Origin of the sequence: Brevibacterium sp. FME17, from assembly GCF_014897515.1 — a bacterium.
Classification (GTDB): domain Bacteria; phylum Actinomycetota; class Actinomycetes; order Actinomycetales; family Brevibacteriaceae; genus Brevibacterium.
The window spans coordinates 19,970-40,329 of record NZ_JABUYD010000007.1 but is presented as its reverse complement, the minus strand read 5'-3'; the positions used below and the strand labels follow the sequence as shown (position 1 = coordinate 40,329).

Below are 20,360 nucleotides of genomic sequence, written 5' to 3'. Positions count from 1 at the left end.
AGGCGAGGCTGACCGCTGAGAGAACCTCGGATACAGACTTGCAAACAAGAACTTTCGCTGCACGTTCGATGTCTGAGCTTGGCCATCTTTGGTTGAATCCGCTTGTGAGTGTTCGGTAACGTGGATCTGAGGGATCAATCTGCTGCTCGGGTAATAGCGGATTCGCTCCGCTAGCTGAGTCGTGAGAGTTAGTACCTTGGATAGACATTTAAATTTCTCCTAAGCTTCGTGACTCATAAGATAAACTTATACCTATTGGAGTTGCTGATATTAGACTAACGCGCGCTACTTAATAGATTAACGGTTGATTAAAGTGATTTTGTCTTGAAGTTTGTGTAATCCTTTCCGCTAGTCAGCCAGGCGTAAGTATTGCAGAGTTGCTGAGTTGCGAACTATCTGCGTAGTCGGCATTGTATTTCATATAATTGGTAGTTGGGAATATTTCCCATCAACAATGACAGCGCGCGGAACGATATGCACGTCTGGTGTAACTGCGTTTCCTTTTGAGTCTATGTAGTTTTCATTACCTCGAAACCCGTCTGCGAGCTCGAACACTGTCGCATGCCGGATCGTGTCGTCGGGATTGAGCCAGGGCTCGTCCAGGCTGAGGATCGACCTTGGTGAGTCGGTGACGGCACGAATGATGTCGTCGATGGCCATGCCACAGGCGAGGAGCTTGGTCATTACGCTTGCCAAGCTGTGCACGGGACCATTTACATTTCGGACATGGATGTCTGTGCTGATGGAATCGGGTGGGAAACCGGCTTCAACGGCTCGCCGAGCGATTCCGAAGTCAAAACTTGCCGCGCCGTGTCCAACATCGAGTTTGACGCCTCGTTCGATAGCTCTTCGGAGTGCAGGCAAGGGAGTGCCATCAGGACTCCAGGGGGTCCCGACCTTTCCGTGATAGCAGTGCGTGATCACGTCGCCGTCGTCGAGAAGATCGAGCACATCGTCGATGACAGGTGGTACTTCACCGATGTGGACCATCAGTGGCACGTGACATTCTCTGGCAACTGTCCGACCCATCTGCAAGGGCAGCAGGCCCATGTTTCCGACGATCATACCGCTTGAGCGAACCTTGATTCCTCGGATGAAGGTGGGGCTGTTGATAACTGCTTTCACGGATGCGTCGATATCGATGAGACTTATGTCTGCCGTTTCCCTCAGATTGACCAAGCCGCCCGAGCCGATGTTGAGCCAGCTGACGACTTTTGTCTTGGCGGAAGGTGTGACATACCTTTCAAACCCATCGACGGTTGCTTGCCCGGCGCTGCCTGCATCGGCAACCAGATGAACTCCGTGATCGAGTCCAACAGAATCCGGTGAGACACTAATTTGAGTTGATCCGTCGAAGACGTGCGTATGGAGGTCCGCCCAACCTGGACTGATGGCCAGGCGCGCTGCGGCGGCTGCATGTTCGTTGCTTCCTACCAGTCGGGCACATGATGCTGAGACATTCAGTGCCCCTACCCATGATTTCGTTCCATCGTCAATAATGCGAATCGGCGTCGTCTGGTGATCCTCACTGGGGTGCATTCCTACTCCTGAAATGGTTTTGACACATCGAAGTCAAGCAACATAGAGATATCGTTTGCCGCCGCGGCCACACGTGGACCAAGCGTCATCAGCTCTGGCACATCAAGAACAAACGCAAGACCGGACACACTGACTCCACCGATCGGTTGACCTAGTCTGTCTAGTACTGATGCCCCGACACAACGAATTTTGGGTTCGTTTTCCTCGTCATCGAGGGCAAACCCGAGATCAGCGATACGGTCGAGGTCTTCATGGATCTTCACCAGTCCCGCCTCGCCGGTTCCGAGCTTCGCTTGGAGCAACTGGTCTGCCTCGTCGCGAGGCAGAGCGGCGAGGATCGATTTGCCGATCGACGTGCAGTGAAGTTCGAGGTGCATTCCGACTCGAGATGCCATCTGATAAGGCTTGTCACCTTCGAACTTGGAAATATACACCGCACTGGTGCCGACGAAAGCAGCGAAATGAACGGTATGGCCAGTCGACCTCTGCAGGGCGTCGAGAGTCGGAGCAGCTTCGGTGACAGCGTCGCCGCGAGCAGGACCCACCAATGCACGCATCGCCAAGCCTGATGAGTAGAAGCCATCCCCGGTGGGTGCCGCATAGTTCATCTCGGTCAACACCTGAAGAATGCGATGTGCGCTTGGTCTCTTGATCTGAGCTCGGTCTGCGATCTCGGACAGGCGGTGAGGGCCGTCGGGACTACTTAACGCTTGCATGACCGCGAGTACTTTGTGGATGGAATTCATTTTTTGCCGTTCGATGCTGGACATTGACTCCGGACCCAGTCTACTATAGTTCATAAGGCTGAATGCCATTCCGTCATACGGAACGCAATAGAGTGGATACCTTCGGTGCACTCCTACGCCAATGGCGGCGCAGTGAATATCTCCTAGAGAAAGTATCGGTCATCATGTCGGTAGATCCCAGGTTTCAGAGAACCCGGAAACAGGTCATCAGTGCGGCAGCTTCGGTCCTCGCCGTGTCGCTTGCCTTGGGGGCATGTTCCTCAGGTGAGAGCTCGGATGGAGACACAACGAATCTACGAGTCGCCATTCCCTCTGATGTCGTCTCCCTCGACCCGCAACTCCAGGGCGATATGACATCAATGGGAGTGGCAAGCAACATCTTCGATACTCTGACAGTTCGCCAAGCAGACGGGGAACTCGGGCCCGGCCTGGCGACAAAATGGGAACAGACAGATCCTAAGACATGGATGTTCACCATTCGTGACGGCGTTGAGTTTCAGAATGGTGAAAAACTCGATTCGGACACAGTTGCGTTTAGTATCAATCGTCTGCTCGATCCCGAGACCAAATCTCCCATTGTCGAACTTGCCAATGTCAAGGAGGCCGTCGCGGAGGATTCGTCCACAGTCAAATTCGTCATGAAGCAATCTGACCCAGTGCTGCCTGCAAAACTCTCGCTCTTCGGCGGCGTCGTGGTTCCGCAAAAGCTGATCGAAAAGGAAGGGGACGAGGAGTTCGCTAAGCATCCAGTCGGCACTGGCCCCTATGAGTTCGTGTCCCGGTCACAGGCAGACGAAATTGTGCTCAAGGCCAATTCGGACTATTGGGGCGAGGCGCCTTCGGTGGAGAATCTGACATTTAAGATCATGCCCGATCCTTCTGCTTCGATACAGACGCTGCAAGCTGGCGAAGTGGACATCGTGTCCGCCCTCAGCACCGATGCGGCAGCACAGCTTGAAGGGAATCCGGATACCTCCGTCCATAGTGTCCCTGGGATCAGAACTTATTCGGTCAATCTCGACACCATCTCCGATGGGCCATTGGCCGATAGGTCGGTCAGGCAGGCGTTGAACTATGCGGTCGACGTTCCTTCGCTCGTCGATACTATCCAGGGCGGGGCTGCACAGCAGGCCGCGACATTGCTGCCCTCCAACGCTTTCGGCTACGACGCATCGATCAAGCCATATGAGCACAACGTCGAAAGAGCAAAGAACCTGCTCAAGGCAGCCGGTTATGAGGACGGATTCGACACGACCCTGACGGCCTCTGAAACCGACTCGTCGCTGGCGCAAGCCGTGTCTGGACAACTTGCCGAAGTCGGCGTGAAAGCCGAGGTCCGTGTGCTCGACGCTCAATCTGCGAAATCAGAGTTGATCACGCTCAACGAGAAACACGACAAAGGTATGTTCCTCATGGCCAACTCTGGCTGGACGATGGATGCTGTGAGCTACATTCAGTCCATGGTGAAATCCGATCGTCGATCCAGTCGCTGGGATAACAAGGAAGCCAACAAACTCGTCATCCAAGGTGAGACGAAGACTGACGATGACGATCGAATCGCAGCATACAAGCAACTTCAGACGCTGCTTCACGATGAGGCGCCGTTCGTCTATATGTTTACCATCGACAACACATACGCCACTTCACAGGGGGTCGAATGGGACATGCCGACCACAGGCGTTCTGAGTATGGCTGAAGCTGTGAAGAAGTAGAGGGGTAGACAAGATGTCGATTGAAACTTCGGGCCAGCCATTGGCGTCGAAATCACCAAGGCAGAAAACCGGAAACGAGCTATGGCTGCATCTGGCCAAGCGCATCGCCCAGACTGTTTTCGTGCTGTTCTGCGTCGCTACCTTGACGTTCTTCCTCGTACGTCTCACTGGTGACCCCGTCAAAGCGATCTTGCCAGATAATGCGTCCCTAGAGCAGGAGACAGCACTGCGGGCGCAACTCGGGCTCGACCAGCCGCTTCTGAACCAGTATCTGTCCTACATGGGGGGAGTAATCCGGTTCGATTTCGGCGATTCGCTGTATTTCCGAGAAGCGGCGCTACCCTTGATCCTCTCCCGTCTGCCCGCGACGATTGAGTTAGCAGCGGGCGCGCTGATCTTCGCCCTTATCGTCTCGATTCCCGCGGGAATGGTCGCGGCACTGCGCCGCGGAAAGTCGACTGACAGCGCTGTCGTTGCGACTGTCCTCATCGGCCAGTCCACCCCAGCCTTCTTCGTGGGCATCATCCTGATTCTGATCTTCGCGGTGAATCTGAGTTGGCTTCCTTCTTCAGGGATGGGTGGCCTCAGCCACCTCATCCTGCCGGCAATCACCTTGGGCCTATATTCTATGGCAATGATCACTAGGCTGTTGCGATCCTCGCTCATCGACGTCCTCGGTGAGGACTACATTCGAACGGCTCGAGCCAAGGGTCTCTCGCGTTGGCAGGGGATCCGTGATCACGCACTGAAGAATGCAGCGTTACCGGTGGTGACCATCGTTGGTCTGGAGATCGGGAATCTGCTTGGAGGGGCGATTCTTACGGAGCAGGTATTCTCCTGGCCAGGTGTCGGGCGATTGACGGTGGAAGCAATCACCAATCGAGACTTTGCTTTGATCCAAGCCATTGTGCTGTTCCTGTCACTGGTGTTCGTCGTCACCAATCTCCTCGTCGACATTGCCTATGCGTTCATAGATCCGAGAGTCAGGTTGAGCAAATGAGTAATCACAATGTTTCAGCCCCTCACCCAAGTGTGGGGAGTTCGGATGTCGCGGAGGTGGCAGCGGGGCAACAGCCCCCCAGCGTTTTCCGCAGTTTCCTCCAGGCTCTTCGCCGAAACCACGTCGCACAAGTGGCAGTGGTGATCCTCTTCATCGCGGTGATTGTCGGACTCTTCGCGCCGCTCATCGCCCCCCACGATCCCCAGGCTCAGAATCTAGCCAATCGCCTGCGACCACCATTCTGGGACGCACAAAGCGTCCCGGGGCACGTACTCGGAACCGATGAGCTCGGCCGAGACGTTCTCAGCCGGGTGCTCTTTGGCACGAGGGTCTCTCTCCTGGTCGGAATTTCGGCAACTATTCTTTCGGGGCTCATCGGAACAGTAATCGGCGTGGTGTCTGGATACCTTAGAGGGCTAACAGATGTTCTATTCATGCGGTTGGCGGATATTCAACTTGCCTATCCCACGATCCTTCTTGCACTCGTCGTCGTTGTTGTTGTCGAGCCCAGCGTATGGATCGTTGTTCTTGTCCTCGGGATAAATGGATGGATGAATTATGCACGAGTCATCCGTGCTGAGGTCTTGTCTCTACGCACTAGGGAATTCGTCAAAGCGGCAAAAGCCATTGGAGCAGGAAGCGGTCAGATCATGTGGCGTCATATTCGACCGAATATTATCGCACCGCTTGCAACTGTCGGGACCTTGCAGGTGGCAGCCATGATCATCGCTGAAGCCTCGTTGAGCTATCTGGGCCTTGGAGTACCGCCGACAATACCGACCTGGGGCGGGATGCTGGCCTCGGGGCAATTGTATATTGGAACAGCTTGGTGGATTGCTGTCTTCAGCGGAATGGCTGTGGTTCTGACAACATTGTCTATCAATGTGACTGGCGATCTTCTTCGCGACTTCGCCGACCCCAAGGCATACCGATGAGTAGATACGCCGAATGCTATGTCTGTGATGATTGTGGAGCAGAGTTCGATCTGCAATCTCTGGAGAACCTGTGTCGACTCTGCGGGGGTCTGCTCGAAGTAAGATACGACCTAGACGCGGTAGCCGACCCTCATGCACTGATTTCATCTGGCCGAGGAATGTGGCGGTGGGGGCAACTGCTTCCGCTTCCAGCAGAGGCATCGATAGTCACGCTTGGTGAAGGCGACTCACCGCTTCTGGAGATGCCCACTCTCAGCAGCGAAGTGGGAGTTCGACAATTGTTCGTTAAAAATGACAGCCTGATGCCGACTGGCTCCTTCAAAGATCGAGGATATTCACTCGCGGTGTCATTCGCTAAGCACTTGGGACTCGACTCAGCATTCACTTACAGCTCAGGAAATGCGGGTGCATCGTTTGCCGCCTACTGCGCTCGGTCTGGAATCGATGCAACAGTGTTTGTCGAAGACGTGGCCAATGAAGCGAAACGTGCTCTAATCTCTCTGCACGGAGCGAATGTTTATCAACTGAAGTATCAGTCCAGTAAGGAGATATTCGACGCAGTCACCGGTCTCAGCAGCGCGGGACAATATTCGTTCGTCAATTTCATCAACCCGATCAGGCATGAGGCGATGAAAGTCTGTGCTTACGAAATTTGCGAGTCATTGGATTGGAAGGCCCCTGATGTCGTTGTTCACCCAGTTGGGACTGGAGGAGGGCTGTGGGGAACGTGGAAGGGCTTTTGCGAACTCCGGGTTCTTGGACTGATTGACAAACTTCCACGGATGATCGGAGTGCAACCTAAAGTGTGTGCTCCTTTGTTCGAGGCCTTTGTGTCGGGGAAATCCTCCACGACTGCCACGGGTGATGCCAGCCAGACGATGGCACAGAGCATCGCTGGTGACGACATGATCCAAGGCGGAAAGCGTCCACTCCGTGCGATTCGAGAGTCGAATGGAACTGCAGTAGCGGTCAGTGAAGACTCGATTGCACGGGCAATGACTGATCTTGGTGCCGCTGCGGTGGGAGTGGAGCCCTCTGCAGCGGTGTCGTATGCAGCCTTGACTGAGGGCATTCGAGATGGCTGGCTGTCAGCGGATGACAGGGCTGTGGCAGTTGTGACCGGTGTTGCGCTGAAACAGCCGTCTGTACTTGTGGATGTGACCCCAAGCATCAAGGGCCTAGTGGCAGCTCGCACTTCTGAGATGCTGAAAGTGCTTAACGAGGGAGTGGAATCATGACGACTAGTGCGAAGCGAATACTCTGGGAAGCACGTGAAACTCGAGTTTTCTCCGCTGCAGCGTGGTCAATTGGCGACCATCATGGGCCTTGGGATCACGGGACTATCGGGACTGTCTATTGGGACGGGCCCGAGGCCACTGAAGGGTGCTATTGGGATCTGGCGTCATTGACTAAGCCCATCGTTGCAACGGCTATTTTCTCCTTGATCGAGGACGGTTTGCTGACTCTGGAACAAACTGTCGGGGAGACTCAGACGAACTATGCGGACGATGGATCAATGATCACCGTGGGTCAATTGCTGACACACACGAGTGGCCTACCCGGAGGCGTGCCGCTCTTTCGCACGTGCTCATCGACGGACGAGATGCTCGACGCGGTGCGGAAGCTCCCTCTGTCATCGCCTCCGGGGGAGAGGTGCGAGTATTCATCTCCAGGTTTCATTCTCTTGGGCCAGATTGCTGAAGAGGTCACGGGACAGCCACTAAATGAAGTCGTTCAAGATAGGATTCTTCGCCCTTTGGGAATGATGGACACGAGCTTCGGAGTGCCGTTCCATGAACGCGCCCATGCCGTAGCCACTGAGAACGATCCCTGGAGAGGGCATGTCGTGCAGGGGGAGGTCCATGATGAGAACGCGAAGGTGATCGGCAAAGCTGCAGGTCACGCAGGTATATTCTCCACGCTTCCGGACATGGAACGATTCGCCCATGCCGTCGCGCTAGCCAGCCAGGGGGAGGAAACCGAGATCATCGGATGTGAGGCCTTCCGCCTCATGACCTCTCTGCAGACAGGTGAGAGCAAGGACCGCTGGGCGCACGGTTGGATGATCGCCGGAGACCATCTGCATGGTCGAAGCGCGGGCACTCGCATCAGTTCGTCAGGATTCGGTCACACCGGATTCACCGGCACCTCGTTGTGGGTCGATCCCTCCAGCGGCCGATACAGCCTTCTTCTGACCAATCGGGTCCATCCGACTCGACATGGAGATTCCATAGAGAACGTGCGCATTCGGATGAATGATCTGGCATTTGCGACATGATGACCGCGGCCGATTTCTACAAGTGTTTTCAACAGAATGAACGAGTGAAGGAGTTTCCATGTCCATACAAGCAATCAGTACCCCCCTGGCCCCGGCGCCGGCAGGGCCCTATTCCCAAGCAGTCGTTGCCAATGGGATGGTCTTCACTGCCGGTTTCGGACCCCAGGCCCCGGCGACGGGACAAGTTCCAGAAGGGATCGAGGCTCAGACTGATCAGCTGATGCGCAATCTGCAAGTAGTTCTGGAACAGGCTGGTTCCGGTTGGGACAGGGTCGTGAAAGCCACTGTACACCTGCAGGAGTTGCATCGTGATTATGCCCCTTTCAATAAGGTGTATGAAAAGTATGTGAGCCCCCCGCACCCGGTTCGCACCACAGTGGGGTCGGATCTGGCAAACATTCTTGTGGAGATCGATGTTGTTGCCGTTGTCGAGGACTGACGGAAGATCACTATCGGGAAAGCATGCGAAAGGCATTGATGTGCGAGATTATTTTTCTCCTCAAGGCGCAGGCGTGGTCACATTCGGCGAAGCCATGGGTCTGTTCGAAGCTGAATCCATCGGGCGGTTGAGACCCGGGTGCACACTTTCGTTGAGCTTCGGCGGTTCTGAAAGTAACGTGGCCATCGGACTGTCGAGACTCGGTCTCCAAGCAACGTGGATGGGCGTGCTCGGAAATGACTCGATTGGGGACATGGCGCTGCGTGAGATGAGGGCCGAAGGAGTGACTGTCCTTGCCAGGAGAGCCGTAGGCGCTCCGACCGGCGTAATGGTCAAGGAGCAGCCAGCCTCATCGGTGACCAGAGTGCAATATTTTCGCGACCATAGTGCAGGCGCCAGCTTGACCTTGGATGATCTTGCTCTTGAGGTGATTCGAGAAGCACAGATCATCCATCTGACTGGGGTGACACTGGCTTTGTCGGACGAGATGCCCGAACTGGTATCAGATGTGATCGGCATGGCAAGGGAGGCCGGTGTTCTGGTCTCACTCGATCTGAATTATCGAGCGGCACTGTGGAGCGAAGAGAGCGCTCGCGCGGTGTATAGACGGCTGTTGCCAGAGGTCGACATTGTCTTCGCGGGAGAGCACGAGGCTGCGATTGCGGTCGGGTGCGAACTCGAGACAGAGGCCCTTGCCCATAAGCTGGGTGAATTCGGTCCCTCACAGTCTATTATCACCAAGGGATCGAAGGGTGCTATGGCAGTTATTGATGATCATGAATACGCAGTCGATGGTCTCTCCGTCTCCGTGGTAGATACTGTCGGTGCCGGCGATGCTTTCGTTGCCGGTTATCTTGCCGAGTTCCTGCGACAAATGCCACCGCAGGAACGCTTGGATCTCGCGAATGCTGTGGGTGCCCGGGTCTGTCAAGTGCCTGGGGATTGGGAAGGTCTGCCGTATCGCAAAGATCTTGTCGTCAGTTCGGACTCGGTGCAGAGATGAGATTTTTTATGGATGTATTGAAAGTTCCATGGCACCTAGTCCGTTGTGAAAGGGCATCTCGACAGATGCCCTGCCATAGCCGGATCTGCGTCTAGGTAGGAGACTCACATGAAATTAGAAACTCTCTTGTCCGTCAAAGACCTTCGAGTAAGCTTCGAGACCCCCAACGGAGCCTTCGAAGCCATTCACGGTGTGAGCTTCGATGTCGAAGCGGGGGAGACCCTCGCGATCGTCGGTGAGTCGGGATCGGGAAAGTCCACCATCGCCTCATGTATCAATCGATTGCTCGCAGACAATGGAACCATTTCCGCGGGAAGTATCGACTATAAGGGACGCGACCTATTGTCTGTTAGCGAAGCGGAGATGTCATCGATTCGGGGAATGGAGATCGGTCTTGTCCCGCAGGATCCGATGTCGAACCTCAATCCGGTGCGCACGGTGGGGGCACAGATTCGAGAGGCTTTGGAGATTCACGGGATCGCGAAGGGCCCTGATAGTCGCGAGCGTGTCATCGAGCTGTTGACCACGGTTGGTATCCCTGATCCGACAGTGCGTTACGAACAGTACCCCCATCAGTTCTCCGGAGGTATGAAACAGCGAGTGCTCGTCGCCATGGGGCTTGCGTGTCGGCCTCAATTGTTAATCGCGGACGAGCCTACGAGCGCCCTGGACGTCACTGTTCAACGAAAGATTCTTGACACTCTTGGGGACTTGACATCGAGCGCTGAGACTGCGGTCTTGCTGATCACGCACGACCTGGCTTTGGCAACGGAACGTGCTGATCGTGTCCTTGTGATGTATCACGGGAATCTGATCGAAGAAGGGCCGGCGAAAGAGATCCTGGCCGAGCCTCGAGAAGAATACACGCGTCGACTTGTACACGCCGCGCCCAGTTTGTCCACCACTTCTCTGATTGATCGTTCCTCCACTAGTAGCGGTCGATCGCCTCTGGTGAAGGTTGCAGGCGTGGGACGATGCTACAAGATCGGCACCGCCGGCGGGCGGTCAGATTTCTGGGCCGCACGTGATATCACCTTCGAGATCCCTCGTGGACAGACTGTATCGATTGTTGGCGAATCGGGGTCTGGCAAGTCGACGACTGCCAATATGGTGCTGGGGTTGGAAGAGGTCGACGAAGGCTCCATTGAACTTGATGGCAACTTCTTAGCGAAGATGAATCGGAAGCAGATGTTCGCACTGCGTAGTCGAATGCAGCCGGTGTTTCAGAACCCTTTTGCTTCTCTGGATCCCCGCTACACGGTTGCCGCCTCAATAGCAGAACCATTGGAAGTTCATAAGGTAGACGACCGCAATGCACGGACAAAGCGAGTGGCAGAACTCCTTGAGCAGGTCGCTTTGCCATCAAGCCTCGGGTTCCGGTATCCACATGAGCTTTCCGGTGGTCAGCGGCAGCGAGTCGCGATCGCTCGTGCCCTGGCCTTGAATCCTGAATTGGTTGTCCTGGACGAAGCGGTGTCTGCTTTGGATGTTCTTGTCCAGGCGCAGATTCTTGAGCTTCTTGCACGACTGCAAGTCGAGCTCAGTTTAAGCTACCTCTTCATCAGTCACGATCTGGCTGTTGTTCAGATGGTCTCTGACATCGTCCACGTCATGAAGGGCGGTCGAATGGTGGAGAGTGGGACACCGGCAGAGATCTTTGACAATCCGCAGGACCCTTACACTAGAGAATTGCTCGCGGCAATCCCGAGCTCAGGCTCGTGATAGGTGTGACCAGGCCCCGGGTGATGGCTGAGGCTGAACGGGTTGCGAAATATCCACTGAGTCGGACGCCGGAAGCACGGCAGCCGCTGATTGCAATTCAAAGGAGGACAGATGGGCAACGAGCGTTTAGACTCAATCTGTGAAGCAGGAGTCATCGCGGTGGTGAGGGCTCCGACGGCTCAAGCGGCCATCGATGCTGCAGACGCAGTCATCCGCGGCGGGGTCACTGGAATCGAAGTGACCTTCACCGTACCCGATGCGATCTATGTGGTTGAGAAGCTAATTGCCCGCTACGGTCAGAACGTCCAAGTGGGGCTCGGCACTATCACTACGCCTAGTCAAGCTGAAGCGGCTACGGCAACCGGCGCCGACTTCCTAGTTACTCCCGGATGCCGCGAAGATGTCGTCAAGAGCATGGTGGCCGCAGGAAGAGTCACCATGGCTGGGGCCCTGTCCCCGACCGAGGTGATGAGTGCCAATGCGCTCGGTGTAGACGCGGTGAAGCTGTTCCCCGCGTCTTTGGGCGGCCCCTCCTACCTCAGTGCTCTGCGTGGCCCGTTTCCCGACACCGACTTTGTGCCCACGGGCGGCGTGACGGCTGAAAATCTCTCGGACTGGATCGGGCAGGGGGCGATTGCTGTGGGTGCAGGCGGCGATCTGGTCAGCAGTGAGTCGGTCAGAGAGCGAGACTGGTCAGACATCGAGGCACGGGCGAGCCGTTACTCTCGCGCATTCAGGCAGACTCTCAGCCTGGAGTGAGTGTGCGCCCATGTGATCGGTAGCGGCGAAATACGGATTCGTGCGGAGGTCATATTCTTCGTGAGATGAATGCTGGATGCTAAACGGCCGTTGAGCTATTGTGGACATCTGTACGAAATCAGTCGTCCTGAGCATGTCGCAAATCGGCCCATGCGCACAGGAAGCGCCGATGATGCCGTCTGCAGTGGCTCGGCGATGATCTTTCCACGACATGGGGAGGCGAGCATGCCCAGGAAGAGCGCATCGGTGCGCCGGGAGGAGATCCTGGCTGCGACGATCGAGGAGATCGAGACCACGGGCCTGCGGGCCCTCCGTGTCGCCGATGTCGCCGATCGGCTGGGCCTGAGCCCGAGTCTGGTCATCTACCATTTCGTCACGAAGGAAGCGCTTGTTGCAGCCGCCTTCGCCCAGGCCGGGGAGAACGACCTCTACCGCGCGCGTCGCCTGGCTGCGGGACGCAAGCCCGCCCTTGAGCGATTGCGTGAGGTCATCGGCTGGTACATGCCGACCGGATCGACGAGGAGCTGGAAGATCTGGATCGACGGCTGGTCAGCAGGGCTCTTCGACCCCGATGTGAGGTCGACGTTTGCCACCCTCGACCAGGCATGGAAGATGATCCTGGCAGGACTCATCGTCGAGGGCATCGACGCGGAAGAGATTCGCAACGACGTCGTGGGGGAGGAGGCTGCGACGAGGATCCTCGCCTACCTCGACGGGCTCGCGGTCCAACTCATCTTCAACCCCGATTCCGTGTCCCCGGCGACCCTGTCCGCCTGGGTCGAGGCGTTCGTCGCAGGCGAACTGGACGCAACCCCGGATTGGTCCTGAGACGCCCTTGACTCGCCAGTCCTCGGACGGCCAGACTAGGAGTCTGAACTGAACGGCGATTCAGTAAAACACGTGGGAGCGACATGTTCATGGACATCACCTGGCAGGACCCGGTCACCGGAGCGTACGGATTCGTCGTCATCGACACGCTGGTGAGGGGGACGGCCTCGGGCGGGCTGCGAATGCGTCAGGGGTGCACTCTTGACGAGGTTCGGGGCCTGGCCCAGGGGATGACGCGCAAGGAAGCGATCCATCTGCGAGTGGGCCGGCACTACGTTCCCGTCGGCGGTGCGAAGGGCGGTATCGACTTCGACCCACGTGCCCCCGGTGCCACTGACATCCTCGAACGGTTCCTCGTCGCCGTGAACCCGATCATGCGCGCCTATTGGGCCCTCGGTGAGGACCTGGGCGTGCGCCAGAACGATATCGACGACATTCTTGCCAGGCGTGAGCTCGGGAGCGGACTCTCAGCCGTGGAGAAGCTGCTGACGGACCCGGAAGCGGCGAAAGCGCGGGCGGAGGCGGCGTTCTCCACGCTCGTCGACGGTCTGGCGCAGGATGAGCTCGTCGGCGGACTGGGAGTGGCCACCTCGGCGATCGCAGCGCTCGAAGCCGACGGACGGGACCCGGCAACCGCGACCGCAGTGATCCAAGGATTCGGATCCATGGGCGGGGCGAGCGCCCGGTTCCTCGCCGAGGCGGGGGTGCGCATCGTCGGCATCGCCGACGCCGACGGGTTCGTGTCCAACCCGGCCGGTCTCGACGTCGAGGCCCTACTGGCCACGCGTGATCCCTTCGGCGGCATCGATCGAGCCACACTGCGTCCCGAGGATCTGGACGGCGATCGCGGAGACTGGCTGGCCGCTGACGCCGATGTGCTTGTCCCGGCTGCCGTCAGCTACGCAATCACGAGTGAGAATTGTGAGGCCATCACCGCCGGGCTCATCGTCGAGGCCGCGAACATGCCCGTCCTGCCCGATGCGGAAGATCGCCTTCGGGCCCGCGGGGTCACGGTCGTTCCCGACTTCCTCGCGAACTCCGCGACGAATGCATGGTGGTGGTGGGTGACGTTCGGCGATGTCGACGGCAGCTGGGACGACAGCAGGTCGCTGGTCACCCAGACTCTGCGCGAACTCACGATCCTGGTGCTCAGCGACGCCGACCGGCAGGGCGTCACACCCCGACAGGCGGCACAGTCCCTGGTTGATGCGAATCTCGAAGCCCTCCGAGCGACCACGGATCCAGCGACCGGCGTCGATCCAGCCACCGCCGTCGGCCCAGAGACCGGCGTCGATCCAGCCACCGCCGTCGGCACCGCGACCGGTGACCAGCTTCCCGGCTCGATGGCAGAGCGTTAGAACCATGGAGCGGTTCTTCGACCCCGGCAGCGTTGCCGTCCTCGGAGCCTCGAACGACGCAGCGAAATGGGGGTTCTGGCTATCGGCGGGAGCGCTGAAGGGAACCCATCGCCGCCAGGTCTATCTCATCAACTCCCGCGTCGCCTCGATCCAGGGTGAACCCACCTTCGGCAGCCTCGCTGAGCTGCCGGAGACCCCGGAGCTCCTGGTCATCTCGATCCCGGGCCGAGGGGTGCCTGCCGTCGTCGATGAGGCGCTGGCGGCCGGAGTGCGCGCCTTCCTCATCATCTCCGCCAGGGTGCCGGATGCTGCAGAGATGGCCCAACGCATCATCTCCGCAGGTGCCCGCCTCATCGGTCCCTCCTCCTTAGGCGTTGTCGATGCGAGCAACGATCTGCTCCTAGCGTGGGGCAACTTCACGCCGGGGTCTCTGGCCGTGGTGACGCAGAGCGGCCAATTGGGTACGGAGATCGCAACCCTCTCGGCACGCAGCGGACTCGGAATCTCACGCTTTGCCTCCATCGGGGGACAGTCCGATGTGAGGGCCGCGGAGATCCTGACCTCCCTGGTCGATGACGAGGCCACCACACAGGTCGTCCTCTACCTCGAGTCCTTCACCGGCGGCAGTGCCCTGGTCGCGGCCATGCAGGCGCTGCGCGCGGCCGGAAAGCCCACAATGATCCTGACCACGGGCCAATCCGACGCCGGTGCCCGGCTCGCGAAATCGCACACCGGATCGCTCACCTCGGCGATGGATACGGTCGATGCCGCCTGCCGCGCGGCCGGCGCGATCCGGCTCTCGACTCCGGGGGAGGCGGTCGAATTCGCCGGTTTCCTCGCCACGTCGTGGCTGCCCGCGGGCAAGAAGATCGCCATCATCTCCGACTCTGGCGGGCAGGGCGCGATCGCGGCGGACCGAGCCGAATCCCATGGTCTGCGCGTCAACGTCCTCAACACCGCCACCCGCGCCCGGGTTGAAGGCCACCTGCCGCTGGCCGGGCATATCGACAACCCGATCGATCTCGACGGGGCAGGGGAGGCGGACCTGTCCGTGCATGCGTGTCTCGTCGATGAGCTCCTGGCCGATGAAACGATCGACTCAGTCATCCTCAGCGGGTACTTCGGCTGCTACGGCGAGGACATTCCCGCACTCCTCGATGCGGAACTGGCCGAGGTGGGAGCGCTGGGGGAGACCGTGCGCAAGCACCGCAAACCACTCATCGTCCACTCGATGAGCGCCGATTCACCCGCCGTGGCCGCACTGTGGGAGAACTCGATACCTGTCTACACCTCGATCGAATCGGTCATGCGCGTCGTCGCCGGAGCAGGCTTCTACGCCTCACACGCCGGGCGCATCACCGAGGCACTGGAACGCTCGGGTCCGGTCACGCCGTGGGGGACCGGATACGCGGCGGCGCGGGACACGATCTCCGCGGCCGGGGTGCCGGTGCCCCGGGCGCAGACCGTGAAACGCGGAACAGAACTCGCCGAGGTGATGGCCGGCTCGGACCTGACCCCGCCGTTTGTACTCAAGGCCGGGTGGCCCGCCCACAAAACGGAACTCGGCGCGATCGCCCTGGGGCTTCGCGATGCCACGGCCCTCGAAGACGCCTACACGGAGATGGTGGCCCGCCTCGGCGAGGGCGAGTACATCGTCGAGGAGATGGACACCCGCGGTGAAGCCGTCGAGATCCTCGTCGGTGGGCGACAGGACGAGAACTTCGGGCCCATCGTGATGGTGGGAGCCGGAGGAACCGAGACGGAACTCTACGGCGACACCTGGCTCGAGCTGGCACCGGTGACGCATGCGGAAGCACTCGATATGGTCTCCCGGCTCACGTGCTACCGGCTGCTGACCGGGTGGCGTGGACGGCGTGCCGCCGACCTTGACGAACTGGCCGAGATCATCGTCTCGGTGTCCCGTCTGATCGCTGGCAGCAACGAGATCCAGGAGGTCGAGATCAACCCGGTGCGCGTCACCCCGGACGGGGCGCTCGCCGTGGACGCTCTCGTCGTGACCAACCGAGACGACGAGAGCGATGACGGCACCGACGACAACAGCAGTAGCGACAGCGGCAGCAACACCAATGGCGATGGCAGCGACAACGGCAAAAGCGACAACGATGGCAATGGCGAGAAGGAGTCACGATGACAGAGGTACAGGCAGAGATCACGGGTGGCGCACACCTGGCTCGTGCGTTGAGGGCCGAGGGCATCACGCGCGTCTTCGGGATCCCCGGGACGCACAACCTTGAGATCTTCGCGCAGCTGGCAGCTGAGGGAATCGACATCGTCTCGCCGCGGCACGAGCAGGGTGCCGGATATATGGCCGACGGTGCTGCACGCGTGACCGGAGAGGTGCAGGTCGTCGTGACGACGACGGGACCGGCGGTGTTCAACGCGCTGACCGCGCTGCTGCAGTCCTTCACCGACTCGGTTCCGGTCCTGCTCATCAGCCCCGGAATGCCATTGACCCACCCGGGACGGGGCAACGGACTCCTCCACGAGGTGCGCAATCAGAGCCAGGCGATCGACGCCGTCCTCGGTGACAGTCATCGGGTGACGAGCCCCGGTGAGGTGTCGTTGGCGGTCGGACAGGCCCTGTCGCGCATGCGCACCGGGCGCGCTCGCCCCGCCTACATCGAGATCCCACTCGATCTCATCGAGGCCGCTGGGCCCGGGTGGGCCCACCCGGCGATCACCCGCCCGCATCCGAGCTCTGAGCCCTCCGCGATCAGGTCCGCCGCCGAGGCGCTGGCTGGCGCCCAGCGTCCCCTCCTCATCGTCGGGGCTGGGGCCCGCAGCGCCGGAGCCGAGATCGAAGAGCTTTCCCGGGTGCTCGGTGCCGGTGTCATCCTGTCCTCGAACGCGAAGGGAACGATCGATGATGAGTTCGAGAACAACCTCGGCGCCATCGGGGTCCTCGAAGCCTTGCCGGAGGTGCTCAGCGCTGCCGATGCGGTGGTGGCCATCGGCACGGAACTGGCTCCCAGCGATTTCTGGCCCGAACCGATGCCGCTTCCGCACGCCATCGTGCGCATCGACATCGACGAGGAGCAGATGCTGCGCAACGCCCGCGTCACCCACCCGATCGTGGCCGATGCCAAAGACGCGACGATCGCGCTGACACACCAGCTGCACCAGACCAGGTCGACCAGTGGCTCCGGGAACAGTGTCGAGTGGCTGCGTGGCTGGCAGGACACGATCACGGCCGCAGCCAAGGATGAAGGTGCGCCGTGGGCACAGCTGTGCGCAGGGCTCAACGACTACACCGCCTTGGCGACATCACCGGTCATCATCGCCGCGGATTCTACGATGTGCTGCTACTACGGAGTGCAGACCGGATGGATGGCACGCCGAGGTGACCGTTTTCTCTACCCGGCAGGCGCCGGAACCCTGGGATACGGGCTGCCCGCGGGAATCGGTGCGAAACTCGCCGTGCCCACCGCAAGGGTCGTGGCGATCGAGGGTGATGGGGGCGCGATGTTCACGATCACCGAACTCGCCGCGGCAGCGCAGGCACGAGCATCACTGTCACTCATCGTCGTCGACAACGGCGGGTACGGGGAGATCCGCAACGAAATGGCCGATCGCGGCGACACTCCTGCGGGTGTGGCACTGCTGGGCCCCGACTTCCCGAGCCTGGCTCAGTCGATGGGCGCTCGCGGTGTCCACGTCGAGACCCAGGAACAGCTGACCTCGGCGCTGAAGCAGGCCGAGGACTTCGCGGGACCAACACTCATCCACATCATCGAGGACTCCCGTGCCGCCACGGACATGCTGGGTGACTCTCGGCCGGCAGACTGTTCACACGAGTCGACACACAATTCGCACGAGAAGAAGGACCTGACATGAGCTACACACCCTGGCCACTCAGCGATGAACAGAATGACATCATCGAACTGTGCGCCACCTTCGCCAAGGACAAGATCCGACCCATAGGGCACACAGTCGACGAGGCGGACACCGAGTCCCCGGTCGAGCTCTTTCGCGAAGCCTCGCGCGTGGGCATCACCGACTTCATGATTCCCGAGGAGTACGGAGGTGGTGGCTTCACCGACGTCTTCACCCAATGCCTCGTCCAGGAACAGCTGTGCTTCGGAGATCCCGGCATCGGCAACCTGCTGTGCTCCAACGGCTTCTTCGCCGATCCGATCCTCGCGCTGGGCACCGAAGAGCAGAAGGAGACCTGGCTGCGTCCCCTGACCGGACCCGATCCGATCTTCACCGCTCTGGCGACGACCGAACCGGGTTCGGGATCCGACTCCGCCTCGATCACCACCAGAGCCGAGCCTGTCGACGGCGGATACCTCCTCAACGGACAGAAGGTCTGGATCTCCAACGCCGGACTGGCCGAGGGCTATGTCGTCTTCGCCAAGACCGACCCTGCGCAACGCTCACGAGGAGTCACCGCATTCCTCCTGCCGAAAGACACCGAGGGCATGGACTTCGGTGCGCCGATGAAGAAGATGGGTCAGCGTGCGATCGTGTGCAGGGAGATCTTCTTCTCCGACGCGTTCGTGCCGACCCACAACCGCCTCGGCGAGGAGGGGCAGGGTTTCTACGGGCTGATGCGCACCTTCGACATCTCCCGTGTGGTCCTCGGCGCCGCAGCGCTGGGCACCGCCAGAGCCGCCTACGAATACGCCCGCGACTATGCGCGTGAACGCACACAGTTCGGCAAAACGATCATCGAACACCAGTCCGTTGCCTTCCGCCTTGCGGACATGTCGGCGCGCATCGATGCCGCCTGGCTGCAGGTCCTGAATGCGGCCCGGATGATCGATGCCGGTGATGCGGTACCGCGAGAGAAGGTCACCGCAGCGGCGGCCATGGCGAAGCTCAATGCCTCGGAGACGGCGATGTTCTGCACCTGGGCCGGCATCCAGACCCTGGGCGGTTGGGGCTATTCGCGAGAGCACCCGGTCGAGCAGTGGATGCGAGATGCGAAGCTCGAGGAGATCGAGGAGGGCACCTCAGACATCATGCGGCTGCTCATCTCACGAAATCTGCCCTGATCCGGCTCGAGCTCGCGTGCTCGAACCGGTGGAAACATGCTGGTCTCTCGGCGTGCTCGATCCGGTGTGATCACGGCCGATCAGTTATTTTCCGAGGTCACAGGGCGTCATCTGGAATAGACCTCTGCAATACCGTGTTGTTCGAGATGAGACCCTGCTATAGGGTCGAAATGAAGCCGCCGACCTGGCGGACATCAATTCTCTTCAGGAGGAATTTCATGGCTGAGCAGTACGTCCTTCCGGAACTGCCCTACGACTACTCCGCACTTGAGCCGCACATCTCGGCTCGCATCATGGAGCTGCACCACGACAAGCACCACGCAACCTACGTCAAGGGTGCCAACACTGCTGTTGAACAGCTGGCCGAAGCCCGCGAAAGCGGAAACCTCGCCAACGTTCCGAAGCTGACCCGCGACCTCGCGTTCAACCTCGGCGGACACGTCAACCACTCGATCTTCTGGAACAACATGTCTCCAGACGGTGGCGACAAGCCCGTCGGCGAACTCGCAGCAGCCATCGACGACCAGTTCGGCTCCTTCGACAAGTTCCGTGAGCACTTCACCACGGCAGCCACCACGATCCAGGGCTCCGGCTGGGCCGTGCTCGTCTACGATCAGCTCGGTGGAAATCTCTTCATCGAACAGCTCAAGGACCAGCAGTCGGACATCCAGCTCGGTGGAACCCCGGTTCTTCAGCTCGATATGTGGGAGCACGCCTTCTACCTTGACTACCAGAACGTCAAGCCTGACTACGTCAAGGCCTGGTGGAACATCGTGAACTGGGCAGACGCCGGCGCACGCTTCGACCGCGCCGTCGCTCAGACCAAGGGACTCCTGCTCGGCTGATAGCCTGACAGACCCCTAAACGGCGGCCCCGACCCATAGCGGCGGGGCCGCCGTTTTCATGTCCCGGATCCTTTGTCGCTCAGGCGGACACCTGAGCAACCTTCCCGGCGCCGGGAAACCCTGCCATGGAGTGGTCCCCAAAGGTTGCTCAGCGTCCGGAGAGGTCAAAAGTTGCCCT

17 protein-coding genes are annotated in these 20,360 nt (G+C 59.4%); 15 read left to right on the top strand and 2 right to left on the bottom strand.

What is annotated here, in order from left to right; all coding sequences use genetic code 11:
- Window positions 1-417: 417 nt before the first annotated feature.
- Together INT40_RS08405 and INT40_RS08400 are read right to left on the bottom strand one after the other, a co-directional pair.
- Window positions 418-1,539: an amidohydrolase/deacetylase family metallohydrolase gene (locus INT40_RS08405; RefSeq protein WP_193071964.1), complete on the bottom strand. Its 1,122-nt coding sequence runs from the start codon at window positions 1,537-1,539 to the stop codon at window positions 418-420.
- A gap of 2 nt (window positions 1,540-1,541) precedes the next feature.
- Entirely contained in the window at window positions 1,542-2,309 is a 768-nt protein-coding gene (locus tag INT40_RS08400; RefSeq protein WP_193071963.1) for an IclR family transcriptional regulator, read from the bottom strand.
- A gap of 68 nt (window positions 2,310-2,377) precedes the next feature.
- On the opposite strand from INT40_RS08400, the gene INT40_RS08395 reads away from it, so the two are divergent.
- The 15 genes from INT40_RS08395 to INT40_RS08325 all read left to right on the top strand — a co-directional run bounded on the left by INT40_RS08395 (window position 2,378) and on the right by INT40_RS08325 (window position 20,182).
- Entirely contained in the window at window positions 2,378-3,997 is a 1,620-nt protein-coding gene (locus tag INT40_RS08395) for an ABC transporter substrate-binding protein (RefSeq protein ID WP_193071962.1), read from the top strand.
- A gap of 13 nt (window positions 3,998-4,010) precedes the next feature.
- Window positions 4,011-4,997 (top strand): ABC transporter permease, encoded by a 987-nt coding sequence (locus INT40_RS08390; RefSeq protein WP_193071961.1) that lies wholly within the window; start codon window positions 4,011-4,013, stop codon window positions 4,995-4,997.
- Window positions 4,994-5,932 carry an ABC transporter permease gene (locus tag INT40_RS08385; RefSeq protein WP_193071960.1) on the top strand — a complete coding sequence of 313 codons (939 nt, stop codon included), beginning with the start codon at window positions 4,994-4,996 and terminating at the stop codon, window positions 5,930-5,932. Before INT40_RS08390 ends, INT40_RS08385 begins: the two co-directional genes overlap by 4 nt.
- On the top strand, window positions 5,929-7,170 hold the full coding sequence (locus INT40_RS08380; RefSeq protein ID WP_319020910.1) for a threonine synthase: 1,242 nt from the start codon (window positions 5,929-5,931) through the stop codon (window positions 7,168-7,170). Before INT40_RS08385 ends, INT40_RS08380 begins: the two co-directional genes overlap by 4 nt.
- A complete protein-coding gene (locus tag INT40_RS08375; protein WP_193071958.1) occupies window positions 7,167-8,210 on the top strand; it encodes a serine hydrolase domain-containing protein in 1,044 nt (347 codons plus the stop codon). The genes INT40_RS08380 and INT40_RS08375 overlap by 4 nt, the downstream gene beginning before the upstream one ends.
- Before the next feature lie 58 nt (window positions 8,211-8,268).
- Window positions 8,269-8,649, top strand: coding sequence for a RidA family protein (locus INT40_RS08370; protein WP_193071957.1), 381 nt, complete (start codon window positions 8,269-8,271; stop codon window positions 8,647-8,649).
- 73 nt (window positions 8,650-8,722) lie between these two features.
- The gene (locus tag INT40_RS08365; RefSeq protein WP_193071956.1) at window positions 8,723-9,652 is read left to right on the top strand and encodes a sugar kinase; all 930 of its coding nucleotides are present in this window, start codon (window positions 8,723-8,725) and stop codon (window positions 9,650-9,652) included.
- 108 nt (window positions 9,653-9,760) lie between these two features.
- The gene (locus tag INT40_RS08360; RefSeq protein WP_193095912.1) at window positions 9,761-11,374 is read left to right on the top strand and encodes a dipeptide ABC transporter ATP-binding protein; all 1,614 of its coding nucleotides are present in this window, start codon (window positions 9,761-9,763) and stop codon (window positions 11,372-11,374) included.
- 111 nt (window positions 11,375-11,485) lie between these two features.
- Window positions 11,486-12,133 (top strand): bifunctional 4-hydroxy-2-oxoglutarate aldolase/2-dehydro-3-deoxy-phosphogluconate aldolase, encoded by a 648-nt coding sequence (locus tag INT40_RS08355; protein WP_193071954.1) that lies wholly within the window; start codon window positions 11,486-11,488, stop codon window positions 12,131-12,133.
- Between the two features lie 225 nt (window positions 12,134-12,358).
- The gene (locus INT40_RS08350; protein WP_226830981.1) at window positions 12,359-12,961 is read left to right on the top strand and encodes a TetR/AcrR family transcriptional regulator; all 603 of its coding nucleotides are present in this window, start codon (window positions 12,359-12,361) and stop codon (window positions 12,959-12,961) included.
- An 83-nt stretch (window positions 12,962-13,044) separates the two neighbouring features.
- Window positions 13,045-14,319 (top strand): Glu/Leu/Phe/Val dehydrogenase dimerization domain-containing protein, encoded by a 1,275-nt coding sequence (locus INT40_RS08345; RefSeq protein WP_193095911.1) that lies wholly within the window; start codon window positions 13,045-13,047, stop codon window positions 14,317-14,319.
- A gap of 4 nt (window positions 14,320-14,323) precedes the next feature.
- The gene (locus INT40_RS08340) at window positions 14,324-16,471 is read left to right on the top strand and encodes an acetate--CoA ligase family protein (protein WP_226830979.1); all 2,148 of its coding nucleotides are present in this window, start codon (window positions 14,324-14,326) and stop codon (window positions 16,469-16,471) included.
- Window positions 16,468-18,174 (top strand): thiamine pyrophosphate-binding protein, encoded by a 1,707-nt coding sequence (locus tag INT40_RS08335; protein WP_193095910.1) that lies wholly within the window; start codon window positions 16,468-16,470, stop codon window positions 18,172-18,174. The genes INT40_RS08340 and INT40_RS08335 overlap by 4 nt, the downstream gene beginning before the upstream one ends.
- Complete coding sequence (locus INT40_RS08330) at window positions 18,171-19,337, top strand: acyl-CoA dehydrogenase family protein (protein ID WP_193071951.1); 1,167 nt, start codon at window positions 18,171-18,173, stop codon at window positions 19,335-19,337. Before INT40_RS08335 ends, INT40_RS08330 begins: the two co-directional genes overlap by 4 nt.
- 218 nt (window positions 19,338-19,555) lie before the next feature.
- Complete coding sequence (locus INT40_RS08325; RefSeq protein WP_092107348.1) at window positions 19,556-20,182, top strand: superoxide dismutase; 627 nt, start codon at window positions 19,556-19,558, stop codon at window positions 20,180-20,182.
- Window positions 20,183-20,360 lie beyond the last annotated feature (178 nt).